Genomic DNA, 12,929 nt, shown 5'->3' on the forward strand with positions numbered 1-12,929 from the left:
AGAGGGAGTTTGCCGGGAAATGGTTTAAACAGAGGCAGAATTGTTTATTAGAATAACAGTAAACAATAAAGGGAGGTTCTTATGAAACCATTTGTAAGAGAATACACCAATGACGAAGCTCTGCAGCAGGATGTTCAGCGCTTAGCTGAAAAGGGCATTGATAAAAGTAACGTGTACGTTATGACCCACGATAATGATCGCACTGGCCGTATCGCGGAGAATGCGAATGCCAACACTGTCGGCATGAAAGAAGAAGGAATAAAAAATGCAGTAGGAAACATGTTCAGCAAAAAAGGTGACGAACTCCGAAAAAAACTGCAGGAAATTGGATTATCCCAGGAAGAAGCTCATGAGTATGAGGATGAACTCGATGAAGGAAAGATCCTTCTCATTGTGACAGACACTGAAGGGGTCAACACAATTATTTAACAGTGCAAGAATAGAGCCGCTCTCCAGACGGAGGCGGCTTTACGTTTGTCGATTGACAAACTTTTACAATAAGGAATAGAATAACTTTAGACTTTCCTTAGGGAAACTTTTTTTAACAGAGTGAAAAGGAGATTATATTATGGAGTGGTTTGCGGAGCTGCATCCTACACTGCAGGCGCTGATTGGCTCTTTGTTTACCTGGGGTATGACTGCAGCAGGCGCTGCAGTTGTGTTTTTTACGAACAGAAACAATCAGAAGCTGATGGATAGTATGCTTGCATTTGCCGGCGGGGTCATGATTGCTGCGAGCTTTTGGTCGCTTCTTTCACCCGGCATTGATATGGCAGAGGAGCAGGGGCAGATACCTTATATTCCAGCTGTTATTGGTTTTTTACTTGGTGGTGTTCTTCTGTTGCTGCTCGACAGGGTCATTCCCATGATGGATGAAGACACATATTTCAAGGAAATAAAAGACAAGTATGCTAAGCACCGGACTACAATGCTGGTTTTTTCGATTACTCTGCATAATATTCCGGAGGGACTTGCTGTAGGAGTAGCGTTCGGGGCACTTGCTTCGGAATTCAGCAGCTCTACGCTCGCTGGAGCAGTAGCGCTTGCGCTTGGCATCGGCATTCAAAATTTTCCGGAGGGGACGGCAGTATCGATGCCGCTTCGCCGGGACGGAGTATCGAAAAAGAAAAGCTTCTTTTACGGTCAGCTGTCCGGTTTTGTAGAGCCGGTGGCTGCGGTAATTGGTGCTGCTGCAGTTATCATCATCCAGCCGCTGCTTCCATTTGCTCTCAGTTTTGCAGCAGGGGCGATGATATTCGTCGTTGCCAAGGAAGTCATCCCCGGTTCCCAGGAAAAGGGCAATGTACGGCTCGCGACTTTCAGCCTGATGATTGGTTTCAGCGTCATGATGATACTGGATGTAGCTTTAGGATAAAAGGGGGCGGCTGAAGCAGAGGGAGTTTTTCTGCTTCAGCTTTTTTTATATGGAAGGCTATTTTTAATGAATTAAGGATCAAAACCATGCACCCTTTTGTGATAAAGTAGCATAGATGAGCACACGGAGCAGAAGACTGAATTTATTTATAGCTTCTGGAGAAAATGCTGAAAAGGAGCTTCGACATGTGGGCTGATAAACCGAAAAACGGGTCGGGTCCTATTTTTTATGGATGGGCGATTGTGGCTTTATCCGCGTTAAGTATGTTTTTTTCCGGACCGGGCCAGACGTATTCGATTTCTATTTTTATTGATTATTACATTCAGGATTTTTCGTATTCGCGTTCTTTTGTCTCTGGTATTTATTCGGTTGGTACTCTGGCTGCCGGTATTACTCTTTTTTTCGTTGGTCGCGCAATCGATCGTCTGGGCCAGCGCCTGGTAATGGGGGCCGCAGGAATTCTTTTGGCTCTCGCCTGTATTTGGAATGCTTTTTTAACAGGTGCTGTAATGATGTTTATCGGCTTTTTTGCTATTCGATTATTTGGCCAGGGCTCGCTGACCCTTGTTCCTAATACGCTTGTGCCGCAGTGGTTTGTGAAGAAGCGCGGCCGGGCATTGAGTTTCATGGCGATTGGCGGTTTTGTCGGTGCCGCTGCCCTGCCCCCGTTGAACACATGGATGATCCATATGGTCGGCTGGCGGGATACATGGTTAATTTGGGCTGGACTGTTACTTGTTGTTTTTGTGCCACTGGCCTTTTTAGTGGTGCGTAATCAGCCGCAGGATGTCGGCCAGGAGCCTGATGGCAGAGGATCGAATGCCCAAGGGGAGAGCGGGACGCAGCGAAAAGCCATGCAGGAAAAAAGCTGGACCCTTCAGGAAGCTCGCAGAACTAGAGCGTTCTGGCTTATTCTCTTTTGTGTCAGCGTTCCAGCAATTGTAAACACAGGTGTTTCCTTCCACTTAGTATCTATCGTAGAAGGAAAGGGTCTTTCAATTTCGCTTGCAGCGTTGGTTCTCTCATTAATGGCATTTGTCGGTTTTCCGGTAACGTTTGCTGTAGGGTATTTGGTGGACCGCATTGCTGTGCATTACGTGCTTGCGATGACGTTTGGGGTACATATTGTTTCACTTTTGGTGCTTTTAACTATAAATTCCTGGACAGGAGCTATCATTTTTGGAGTGCTGTGGGGCATAGCCCACGGCTTTGAACGTATTGTGTTAAGCATTGTTTGGCCCAATTATTTCGGTCCCAGGCATTTAGGAAGTATTAAAAGCATTGCCCAGACGGTAATGGTTATTGGCTCTGCTCTTGGACCACTCCCGTTTGGCATTTTTTACGACTGGTTCAATAATTATACGGCAATACTATGGCTTATGATGCTTCTACCAGCTACGGCTTTAGTTTTTGCGCTTTTGTCCCCGAAACCCTCCTGACCGCTGTATTACTAATATATTTTTGTTCCGCGGGTCCATAAGTCCGCGGTTTTTTTCGTCAAAACAGGAGCAGGAAGCCTTTGCACATTAAGCAAGGGTGAGAGATAATAAATGCATATTAAGTAAACGTTTTCAATCAAACAAAAGCTTTCAACTAAATATGGTGGTGAGGATATGATTTCAAAATTTATGGCTCCCGAAATTATTTTCGGAGATCATTCGATTCAACAGACGGGTGAGAGCTTTTTACGACTGGGAGCGCAGCGTGTACTGGTAGTAAGCGATCCGGGCGTCAAAGAAGCCGGCTGGACAGTTCAGGCTATGGAAAATATACAGACTTCCGGTCTTGATTATCACCTGTTTTCAAATATCAGTACGAACCCTGACACGGCCCAGGTATTAGAAGGCGTGGAGGTTTATCAAAAAGCCGGATGTGACGCTGTACTTGGCATTGGAGGAGGAAGTGCGCTGGATGTGGCTAAAGCGGTGGCTGTCATTGTGAGCAACGGTGGAAAAATCGAAGATTACGAAGGTGTTGACCATATCCATAGTCCGCTTCCCCCGGTCATTATGGTGCCGACAACGGCGGGATCGGGATCCGAGGTCTCGCAATTTTCGATTATTGTCGATCCGGTGCGGAAAAAGAAGATGACGATCGTTTCTAAATCGCTCGTACCAGATATTGCAATTGTCGATCCGTTTGTATTAATGACAAAAGACCATTTGCTTACAGCAGCTACCGGACTTGATGCAATTACCCATGGCATAGAAGCGTATGTAAGTGCAGCAGCGACGCCGCTGACGGACGTGCATGCGGTTAATGCGATGAAGCTGGCGGCTGAGTTTTTGCGGCCGTCGGTGGCATCACACACAAATGTGGAAGCCAAGCGTGCGATGGCGATGGCGAGCATGCAGGCGGGACTTGCGTTTTCCAATGCCATTTTAGGAGCGGTACACGCGATGTCCCATGCGATTGGCGGCCGTTATGCTCTTCCTCACGGAGAAATTAACAGCATTTTGCTTCCGCATGTCATGGAATTTAATCTAATTGCTTCGCCTTCCCGCTTTGCTTCTATTGGCGATATTTTCGGTGCTTCTGCAGACGCCGGGGAAATGGTTCGTGCCAGACACGGCATTCAGGCCGTCCGGGCTCTTGCAGACGATATCGGCGCTCCAAAGACACTGCGCTCTGTCGGTCTGAGGGACCCTGACTTTGAAAGCATGGCCCGCGTTGCCCTTGATGACGCATGCATGATCACCAACCCGCGGGACGTAGCTTTGAAGGATATCGAAATGCTGTTCAAAAAGGCTTACGAATAAAGGAGCGTCGGTATGTTTACAGAAAAAGAGATGGTGATTGAAAAATTAACCGGGGTCCGTGCCTCAAAAAAAAGCTATTATACAGACTTGAAAGCAACGATTGCGGAACTTGAAAAAAAGAATCGCAAGCTTGAAATTTTGAGCGAAGTAGCAAAGGGGTTTCAGGTTACAGGGACAATGGAGACGGCACTGCAGCATATTCTTGAAACCATTTACGAACTGTATCCGATCGACCGGGTAAGTCTGTCGTTAATCGAGCATGGGGCCATGTCGTTGAAGAGTGTCTATCCTCTCTATGCAGAGGATTCCGCACTAGGTATGCATCTTCCGAAAAAAGAGTCGTTATACTGGAAAGCAATCGAACAGAATATGATTATTCTTCACGAATGGGAGCCAGCTGATACGTATGCATTTGTGGAAGAGCAGACGCTTTCGGCTTTGAATTTTCACTACGCGTGTGTCATACCGCTTCGGATAAAAGCGTCTACCATTGGTGTTCTCACCTTTGCAGCGGCTGAACGGATCGAGTGTGACCAGTCTGATATCAGCTTCTTCCGGCAGCTTTCGGATCATATTGCCGTTATGATGGAGAATGCGAGACTGTATCAGGAGGTGTATCAGGGCAAAAAGGAATGGGAGGAGACCTTTCAGGCTGTGGCGGATCTTCTGATATTAACTGATAACGATCACCGCATCGTCCGCTGCAACCAGGCCTCCTACAGTTTTTTTAATGAACCTCCGGAGGCTGTGGTCGGGCGGCACTGTCACGACCTGTTGTTTCACGATACAGAAGCGTTCTGTCCAATTGAAGAAAGCTATCACGGTGAATCGATGAAAAACTACCAAATGACGTTGAAAAACGGCCGTGTGTGCGATATTCAGACGTACCCAGTCCGGGACGGGAACAGGGAGATGAAGGGGCTGCTTATTTATATTAAAGATGTAACTGCGAGAATCAAAACTGAAGCGCAGCTCCAGCATTCCGGGAAGCTAGCGGCGATAGGGGAAATGGCGGCCGGAGTGGCGCACGAGTTAAATAGTCCGCTGACCGCGGTAATCGGCAATACCCAAATACTGCAGCGGAGTCTGACAGAAGAAGGTCCCTCAAAGGAGCTTGCGGTGGCGATTGAAAGAGGAGGCCGCCGCTGCCAGACGATCGTGCAAAACCTGCTTTCTTTCTCCCGCCCGGAAAAAGAAGAAAGTACGGAGTGTAATGTTAATGAAGCGGTTGAAGATGTACTGAGTCTGATTGGCTTTCAGATCGAAAAAGAGAATATCCTGATTGAAAAGCATTATACACCCGGTCTGCCGTTTGTCGAGGCAGGACCTCATCAGGTCGGTCAGGTGGTTATCAATCTGCTTTTAAATGCAAAAGATGCATTAAAGGAAAGCGGAGAGGCAGATAAAAAGATTCAAATTAAAACCAATGTTGTTCATTCAAGCGTTGTGCTTGAGGTAGAAGACAACGGATGCGGAATCGCCCAGAGTCAGAAATCGTCAGTGTTTGAACCCTTTTTCACCACGAAAAGAAAACAGAATGGGACCGGTCTGGGTCTGTCGGTAAGTAAAGATCTTGCAGAGAAAAACGGTGGCCGGCTGACGTTTATAAGCGAAGAGGGTAAAGGAAGTGCCTTTCAATTGAAGCTGCCGGTTCATAGAGGAGGAGATGAGTATGAAAATATTAGTCATTGACGATGACTATGATATCGGCACCTTTTTTCGTTATCTGCTTGTAGAACAGGGCCATCATATTGATCTTGCCCATGATGGAAAGGAATATGAGCGACTTCGCAGCCAGAACCATTTGTATGAACTGGCTTTTATTGATTTAAAGCTCCCTGATACAAATGGGTTAAGGCTGCTCGCGGATCTGAAGCAGGCGCAGCCCTCCTGCCGCTGTATTGTCATGACAGGATACAGCACAATTGATACAGCTGTGGAAGCAGTTAAGCTAGGGGCGGAGGACTATATTGAAAAGCCGTTTGAAGATATCAGCATTATTGAAGAGAAAATAAAGCAGCCGCAGTCAGAGCCGGGAGTTTCAGGACAAATTGAACAGGCAGCCGCACGAAGCGGCTTGATAATCGGAGAAAGCGAAGCAATGAAAGAAGTGGTGCGGCTGGCTGGGCGCTTTGCGCCAAAGCCTTTAACAATTTTAATAGACGGGGAAACGGGGACAGGAAAAGAAGTAGCCGCCCGCTTCATTCATGAGCTTGCCGGGCCGGGGGAACGTTTATTTCTTGGTGTGAACTGTGGAGCACTGCCGGAGCAGATGCTTGAAAGTGAGTTGTTCGGTCATGAAGCAGGAGCCTTTACCGGGGCAAATAAAACAAGGAAGGGGTATTTCGAATTGGCCTCCGGAGGGACGCTCTTGCTTGATGAAATTGGAGAAGCATCCCTTTCAACGCAGGTGAAGCTGCTGCGGGTACTCGAAACGAGAGAGCTTTACCGGGTGGGTGGTGAACGCCCGATTAAAACAAAAGCCCGTATCATCGCTGCCACAAACCAGGACCTGCATCTTGCTGCAGAGGCAGGAGAATTTCGTGAAGACCTGCTGTACCGTCTCGAGGTCGTCCGGCTGACTATTCCGCCTCTGCGGGAACGAAAAGAAGATATCCCTGCGGTGGCCCAGTCGATTCTCCGCAAAGAAGCACCGGCAAACACAGTAATCAGTCTGGAAGCTTTGGACGCGTTACAGGCTCACCACTGGCCAGGCAATATCCGGGAGCTCACAAACGTGCTGGTCCGGGCGGCCGCAGAATCAGACGGAAGGATTGAACGCCGCCATTTAAATATGAGACCCTCAAGCCGGAAGACTGCTGCCAGGGCTCGGATTGTATCAGGGGACTGGCTCAGACAGAAAAAGCAGGAGCTCGAAGAGACAAAATATTTGTCGCTTGAAAGCACCGTGGAAGATATACGGAGTGAAGAAAAGAAAAGTATTCAGGATATTATTGACCACGCTTTAATGCTCACCCGTGGAAACCGCCGGGAGGCAGCAGAAATGCTCGGAGTGAATACAAGAAAGCTGCGCTACTGGCTGAATGAATAAATTCCGGAAGAACAATCAGCAAAACCCGGCGGGAAGAGGAGCCCGTCCGGGTTTTACTTTGTGTAAGCGTTTCGTCAGTTTACCAGTAGTCTAGTCCTGAATTTTGAGCACAATTCTGCCGTTAATATCGCCTTTTTCCATTGAATCAAATACGTCGTTAATATCATCCAGTTCCTTCGTTTCAATAATAGGGCGGATCTTTCCGTTAGCCGCGAGCTCGAGACACTCCTGCAGGTCTTTGCGTGTACCGACAATGGAGCCTTTAACGTTCACGGCGTTTAGCACGGTGTCAAAAATAGGAATTGGAAGGTCCCCAACAGGAAGGCCAACAATGACTAAATTTCCTCCCCGTTTGACCGTCGAGTACGCCTGTTCAAACGCTTTCGGACTGACAGCTACGCTGATCGCGGCTTCTACTCCGTTTAATTTTTCCATCAGTACCTTGCCGGGATCCTCATTCATACTGTTAATCGTCATATCTGCTCCCATTTCCTTTGCGAGCTCCAGCTTGTCGTCGCGTATGTCGACAGCTACAACGTTTAAGGCCATGGCTTTTGCATACTGTACGGCAACGTGCCCAAGTCCGCCGATACCAAAGATGGCTACCCAGTCACCCGGCTTGGCTTCAGATACCTTGAGTGCTTTGTACGTGGTTACCCCAGCGCAGAAGAGTGGAGCCACTGTGTCAAAGTCCAGGCTGTCTGGAATTTTCGTCACATAGTGGGCGGGAGCTTTACAATATTCTGCGTAGGCTCCGTCCACGGAATAACCGGCATTCAGCTGCTGCTGGCAGAGTGTTTCTCTTCCTGAGAGACAGAATTCGCACTCACCGCAGGCAGAGTAGAGCCACGGAATGCCGACGCGGTCGCCAATTTTGATGGATTTGACGCCCTCTGCAACCTTTTCCACTACACCTACACCTTCGTGTCCCGGCACGAGAGGCAGCTTTGGTTTAACCGGCCAGTCGCCGTGAGCTGCATGCAAATCGGTATGACAGACACCGCATGAATGAATTTTGACAAGCACTTCTCCGTAATCAAGCTCAGGCACCGGGATATCTTTAATCTCTAGTTTTTGATGAAATTCATTAACTACTGCTGCTTTCATGAATGAACCCTCCTTATAATTTTGCAGGATGCACTCTATGTATATGCAAGGAGCGTGCCAACATTGAAAGCGGAGTTAATGACTGGTACAAGCGGGCCAGGTTATAAATAATTAATAAAGTAAGCCGATATTTCGGCCCAATATGACAAAAAAAGGCTCCGAAAACAAAAAAAAACAGCTCTGCTGTTCAAGCAGAACTGTTTGGGGAGCTTGTTATTCAGCTTCCGGAAGACCAGCCATGACGAGCTGTGTTTCGCCGTCTTCATTTTCCTGGGTGTCGAGCGTAACGTCCTGCATTAAGTCTGTAACGCGGTTATCCACTGCTACTTTAATGCCGTTTGCTTCTAGCACTTGATCGCTCTCCTGGGGATCCTGAAGAACAAGACCGATTTGAGAGGATTCTTCCATTTCTTCGACTGCCACGCGAAGGTGGTCCATGTTGTTTTCTTCCATCAGCGGTTCCAGTACTGCTTTAGCACCGTTTGTAATTTCCAAGAGTGAGCCTCCTTAATTTTTAAACCTGTATAGAATATATCTATACCTTTTTTTCTATCACTGCAAACTGCTGAATACATTCCCTGCTCTCCGTAAGTGTAGACTGTCGGAGCCGGGCGCTGGATAATTATCATTTGCAACTCTGCCAAGGGTAACAACAATATTGCTGTTATTCAACTAATTCATTCAGGAAGCCTGGCAGGTATTCATATTCCGAGCGAAGAAGGCGTTATATTTCCCGGGAAATGCCTGCTGCTTGGCGGTCAGCCGCCAATGATTAACAGCCATACATACAGGCCGATAAGAGTAATAAAAAGCGTTGGAATGGTCAGAATGATACCGACTTTAAAGTAATAAGCCCAGGAAATATGAAATCCGAACTGACGCAGCACATGAAGCCAAAGCAGGGTAGCGAGTGAGCCGATCGGCGTGATTTTCGGCCCGAGATCGCTGCCAATTACGTTGGCGTAAATAAGGCCTTCACGTACAGCTCCGGAAGTAGCTGTTTCTGAAATAGCCAGAGCATCAATCATCACTGTTGGCATGTTATTCATGACAGAAGATAAGAGAGCGGCGATAAAGCCCATCGAAAGTGTTCCGACAAATAACCCCTCATCAGCAGCTGCCTGTATCACAACCGCCAGCTGCTCGGTAAGCCCGGCATTCTGAAGGCCGTAAACGACGACGTACATTCCCACTGAAAAGAAAACGATATCCCACGGCGCTCCCTTTAATACTTTGCCTGTTTCAACAGCCGGACTGCGGCGGGCCATCAGCAGGAAGAATAACGCCACGACACCGGCTATGACGGAGACGGGAACCGCTACGAATTCGCTGACGAAGTACCCGACGAGCAGCACCGCAAGCACCACCCATGAAAGCCGGAACATTTTTATGTCCTGGATCGCTTCCTTTGGATTTTTTACTTTTGTGACATCATAACGCCCGGGAAGATCCTTGCGGAAAAAAAGGTAGAGGACAAGAAGACTCGCCCCGATAGAGAAAAAGTTTGGAACTATCATCCGGGTCGCGTATTCAACAAAGCCAATGCCGAAAAAGTCGGCAGAAACGATGTTTACGAGATTACTGATAATCAGGGGCAGGGAAGCTGTGTCAGCGATAAAGCCACTGGCCATAATGAATGGTAGAATCATACGGTCCTTAAATTCAAGAGCTCTAACCATCGCAAGAACGATAGGCGTCAGTATGAGGGCAGCACCGTCATTGGCAAAAAGCGCAGCAACGACGGCTCCGAGCAGAATTATGTAAATAAACATCCGGAGGCCGCTGCCACCGGCGATTTTTGCCATATGGAGAGCAGCCCATTCAAAAAAACCAATTCTGTCGAGAATCAGACTGATAATGATAATAGCAACAAAGGCGAGCGTGGCATTCCATACAATTCCAATAACGGTTTCGACGTCTCCAAAGCTGACAACGCCTGCGATAAGAGCGATGATAGCGCCTCCGCAGGCAGACCAGCCAATATTTAAGTTTTTCGGCTGCCAAATAACCAATAAGAGCGTGATAAGAAAAATAACAACTGCGAGCAGGGTGTTCATACATACCTCCAGGCCGGGCCGAAAACAATGCGGCGTCCGTTTCTTTCTAATTTAATCAGGCAATTGCTGAATTTATTATATAAGCATATGCTAATATAAATATTTATAGAAGTCAAAGTGCGATTCAATACTTTTAGAAAAAAGTGTGATTGCTAGGGTAAAAGAGCAGAAAAAATGTATAATGAGGCTAGAAGATGAAGGCAAAGGCGGTGAACCTTATGACAGAGGAACAGATGAATGTAACAGTAATATGCGGGAGCCTGCGGAAGGAATCCTATAACCGGAAGCTGTTGGATTTAATGAAAGCAGAGTTTCCGGAGCACTGGGAGGTTGAAGAAGCATTTTTACATCACATTCCGCTTTATCATGCCGATGTGGAAGAAGCAGGAACCCCCGAAGCCGTTGTAGAATTGAAGCGCGCAATGATGCGTGCGGACGGGGTCATTATCGTAACACCCGAATACAATAACGGAATGCCCGGTGTTGTAAAAAACGCCCTGGACTGGGCGTCCAGCCCGCCTGCGCACTCCGCTCTGACCCACCGTGCTTTTGCGCTTGCCGGAGCGACTCCCGGTGGCGGCGGCACAGCTTTATCCCAGTATCAAGTCCGGCAGACACTCACAGCCGCTGAGGCGTACGTGATGCCCGGGCCGAAAATGCTGGTGGCGGGAGTGACAGGAAAAATGAACAAAGAGCTGGACAAGCTTGAGGATGAAAAAATCACGCAGCACGCAAAAAAGTTCGTGCAGGCGTTTGATAGCTGGATGCACCGTTTTGACGGGTAAAGAAAAGACTCACAGGAGGAATGACAAATGAGAATCAGAGAACATGACCTGCCGGGGGTAGGAAAACGGGTAGCGTTTGAAAACCGGGACGGTATTACCACGGTCATGATCGTACACCATAGCGGCAAGAGAGAAATTTATTTTGTGGAAGACGAAGACGATGACGAAGCGCTTTTTTCAACTATATTCACATCTGATGAAGCGAAGGAGCTGGGCGCCCGTCTGCTTGGGATTCACGATGAACCGGTAGATGAAGAAAGCTTTGAGCGTTTTCGCCTGTTAAGAAAGAAAATGCTTGTTGACTGGATCAAGGTGAAAAAAGGCTCTAAGATGGATGTGCGTTCAGTGGAAGAAGCCGAGACGTCAATACCGGAAGGAGTTTCTATTGTCGGCATCATGAGGGACAACGATATTCTTCCAAAGCCCGAGGATGATTTTATCATTCAGGCCGGAGATACCCTGCTTGTTGTCGGAAAAAAAGATATTATTGGGCGCTTTGAAGAAGTTTGTAAGGCGAAAGGATAATTCTTATGCCGGAAATGCCTGATTTGCTTGCTGCGGGATTGATGCTGCTTGTGCTTTTTATTGGGGGATGGATGTCTTTTAAAATGCGGTTCCCCGATGTTATCGTCTATCTATTAATTGGAATTGTCGTCAGCAGCTGGCTGGCAGATTCTCACCTGCTGTATTTTGCCGGTGAGGTTGGTATTGTCCTGCTTTTTTTTATGCTGGGAATGGAGTTTCCAGTCCGGCAGCTTATGCATGTCGCAACGAAGGTTTTCCGGGCTGGAATTTTGGATATTATACTTAGCTTTGGAGTTACCGTAGGTATTACGCTGGCGTTTGGGCTTGGATGGCTCGAGGCCTTAATCATAGGCGGGGTCACCTACGCGACAAGCTCTTCGATCACAGCCAAAATGCTTGAAAACTCTAAACGGATGGCAAACCCCGAGTCTGAATTTATACTCGGCCTCCTCATTTTTGAGGATTTATTCGCCCCGGTCCTCGTGGCGGTGCTTGTCAGCATGACCGTAGGCAGCGGAGTTACTATAGGCACGCTCGGATGGACCTTTGTTCAAATTATTATACTGGTCGCAGGAGCAGTCCTGCTCGGAATATTTGTTTTCCGAAAATTGCGTTCATTTGTGGACCGCTATATGGATGAGGATTTTTTTCTCCTCTTCGTTTTTGGTATTGCGCTTACGTACGGCGGTATTGCTTTATATCTGAATTTATCCGAGGTGCTGGGAGCTTTTCTGGCTGGAATTATCCTGGCTGAAGTAAAACGGAGCGACGTGCTCGAAGGTCTGGTCGTGCGCTTCCGGGATCTGCTGCTCCCAATGTTTTTTGTTTATTTCGGCACTACGATTGAGGTCGGGGAAGGGGTTCCGATGATTCCGATGCTTCTCGTGCTGCTTTTCTGGTCAGTGGCTGCGAAAATAATCGTCGGATTTGCAGGCGGGAAGCTGTACGGCCTGTCATCCAAGGTAGCTCTGCGCGCAGGCTTATCTTTAACCCAGCGCGGGGAATTCTCCATTATTATTGCGGCACTTGCTACAGGCACGCTGCGGACCTTCAGCAGTATTTTTATTCTTCTTTCGGCTCTAGCCGGAGTATATTTGTTCCAGAAAGCACCTGAGCTTGCCACAAGCATTTACGGAAAGAAAAGAGATAAAAAAATAGTATAGGACGAAGCTTTGAAGGCTGCTCATCGAAGAGCAGTCTGTTTTTATAATTTTAAAAATGCTTCATTTTTAATCATCTCTATAGTATGTTGAACATAAAAAAACCGCC

General features: G+C 47.5%; 12 protein-coding genes. 9 read left to right on the forward strand and 3 right to left on the reverse strand.

All coding sequences use genetic code 11. The annotated features are described in order from the left end of the window. Window positions 1-81 precede the first annotated feature (81 nt). The 6 genes from Q9M42_RS05015 (at window position 82) to Q9M42_RS05040 (ending at window position 7,186) form a co-directional block, all read left to right on the forward strand. Window positions 82-429, forward strand: coding sequence for a general stress protein (locus tag Q9M42_RS05015; RefSeq protein ID WP_322525424.1), 348 nt, complete (start codon window positions 82-84; stop codon window positions 427-429). Between the two features lie 139 nt (window positions 430-568). Beyond that, window positions 569-1,375, forward strand: coding sequence for a ZIP family metal transporter (locus tag Q9M42_RS05020; protein WP_440972309.1), 807 nt, complete (start codon window positions 569-571; stop codon window positions 1,373-1,375). A gap of 185 nt (window positions 1,376-1,560) precedes the next feature. Further along, window positions 1,561-2,814 (forward strand): MFS transporter, encoded by a 1,254-nt coding sequence (locus tag Q9M42_RS05025; protein WP_322525425.1) that lies wholly within the window; start codon window positions 1,561-1,563, stop codon window positions 2,812-2,814. Between the two features lie 174 nt (window positions 2,815-2,988). After that, complete coding sequence (locus Q9M42_RS05030; RefSeq protein WP_322525426.1) at window positions 2,989-4,134, forward strand: iron-containing alcohol dehydrogenase; 1,146 nt, start codon at window positions 2,989-2,991, stop codon at window positions 4,132-4,134. 12 nt (window positions 4,135-4,146) lie between these two features. Continuing rightward, window positions 4,147-5,826: an ATP-binding protein gene (locus Q9M42_RS05035; protein ID WP_322525427.1), complete on the forward strand. Its 1,680-nt coding sequence runs from the start codon at window positions 4,147-4,149 to the stop codon at window positions 5,824-5,826. Then, a complete protein-coding gene (locus Q9M42_RS05040) occupies window positions 5,807-7,186 on the forward strand; it encodes a sigma-54-dependent transcriptional regulator (RefSeq protein WP_322525428.1) in 1,380 nt (459 codons plus the stop codon). Before Q9M42_RS05035 ends, Q9M42_RS05040 begins: the two co-directional genes overlap by 20 nt. Window positions 7,187-7,276: 90 nt before the next feature. Here the strand turns inward: Q9M42_RS05040 and adhP are convergent, their stop codons facing one another. From adhP to Q9M42_RS05055, 3 genes are all read right to left on the reverse strand, one after another. After that, window positions 7,277-8,293, reverse strand: coding sequence for an alcohol dehydrogenase AdhP (adhP, locus tag Q9M42_RS05045; RefSeq protein WP_322525429.1), 1,017 nt, complete (start codon window positions 8,291-8,293; stop codon window positions 7,277-7,279). 213 nt (window positions 8,294-8,506) lie between these two features. Continuing rightward, on the reverse strand, window positions 8,507-8,788 hold the full coding sequence (locus tag Q9M42_RS05050; protein WP_322525430.1) for an adhesin: 282 nt from the start codon (window positions 8,786-8,788) through the stop codon (window positions 8,507-8,509). 263 nt (window positions 8,789-9,051) lie between these two features. Further along, window positions 9,052-10,350 carry an arsenic transporter gene (locus Q9M42_RS05055; protein WP_322525431.1) on the reverse strand — a complete coding sequence of 433 codons (1,299 nt, stop codon included), beginning with the start codon at window positions 10,348-10,350 and terminating at the stop codon, window positions 9,052-9,054. A 194-nt stretch (window positions 10,351-10,544) separates the two neighbouring features. Between Q9M42_RS05055 and Q9M42_RS05060 the strand changes: the two genes are divergently transcribed. The 3 genes from Q9M42_RS05060 to Q9M42_RS05070 are packed head-to-tail and all read left to right on the forward strand — an operon-like array spanning window position 10,545 to window position 12,823. Next, window positions 10,545-11,135 (forward strand): NADPH-dependent FMN reductase, encoded by a 591-nt coding sequence (locus Q9M42_RS05060; RefSeq protein WP_322525432.1) that lies wholly within the window; start codon window positions 10,545-10,547, stop codon window positions 11,133-11,135. Between the two features lie 27 nt (window positions 11,136-11,162). Next, on the forward strand, window positions 11,163-11,660 hold the full coding sequence (locus tag Q9M42_RS05065; RefSeq protein ID WP_322525433.1) for a cation:proton antiporter regulatory subunit: 498 nt from the start codon (window positions 11,163-11,165) through the stop codon (window positions 11,658-11,660). Between the two features lie 5 nt (window positions 11,661-11,665). Next, the gene (locus Q9M42_RS05070; RefSeq protein WP_322525434.1) at window positions 11,666-12,823 is read left to right on the forward strand and encodes a cation:proton antiporter; all 1,158 of its coding nucleotides are present in this window, start codon (window positions 11,666-11,668) and stop codon (window positions 12,821-12,823) included. Window positions 12,824-12,929: the final 106 nt, after the last annotated feature.

The sequence above is a fragment of the Marinococcus luteus genome (assembly GCF_034497705.1).
Lineage (GTDB): Bacteria > Bacillota > Bacilli > Bacillales > Marinococcaceae > Marinococcus > Marinococcus luteus_A.

Coding starts and splice junctions, on each gene's coding strand:
- Q9M42_RS05015 (WP_322525424.1), top strand. CDS start 82: ATGAAACCATTTGTAAGAGAATACACCAATGACGAAGCTCTGCAGCAG.
- Q9M42_RS05020 (WP_440972309.1), top strand. CDS start 569: ATGGAGTGGTTTGCGGAGCTGCATCCTACACTGCAGGCGCTGATTGGC.
- Q9M42_RS05025 (WP_322525425.1), top strand. CDS start 1,561: ATGTGGGCTGATAAACCGAAAAACGGGTCGGGTCCTATTTTTTATGGA.
- Q9M42_RS05030 (WP_322525426.1), top strand. CDS start 2,989: ATGATTTCAAAATTTATGGCTCCCGAAATTATTTTCGGAGATCATTCG.
- Q9M42_RS05035 (WP_322525427.1), top strand. CDS start 4,147: ATGTTTACAGAAAAAGAGATGGTGATTGAAAAATTAACCGGGGTCCGT.
- Q9M42_RS05040 (WP_322525428.1), top strand. CDS start 5,807: ATGAAAATATTAGTCATTGACGATGACTATGATATCGGCACCTTTTTT.
- adhP (WP_322525429.1), bottom strand. CDS start 8,293: ATGAAAGCAGCAGTAGTTAATGAATTTCATCAAAAACTAGAGATTAAA.
- Q9M42_RS05055 (WP_322525431.1), bottom strand. CDS start 10,350: ATGAACACCCTGCTCGCAGTTGTTATTTTTCTTATCACGCTCTTATTG.
- Q9M42_RS05060 (WP_322525432.1), top strand. CDS start 10,545: ATGAAGGCAAAGGCGGTGAACCTTATGACAGAGGAACAGATGAATGTA.
- Q9M42_RS05065 (WP_322525433.1), top strand. CDS start 11,163: ATGAGAATCAGAGAACATGACCTGCCGGGGGTAGGAAAACGGGTAGCG.
- Q9M42_RS05070 (WP_322525434.1), top strand. CDS start 11,666: ATGCCGGAAATGCCTGATTTGCTTGCTGCGGGATTGATGCTGCTTGTG.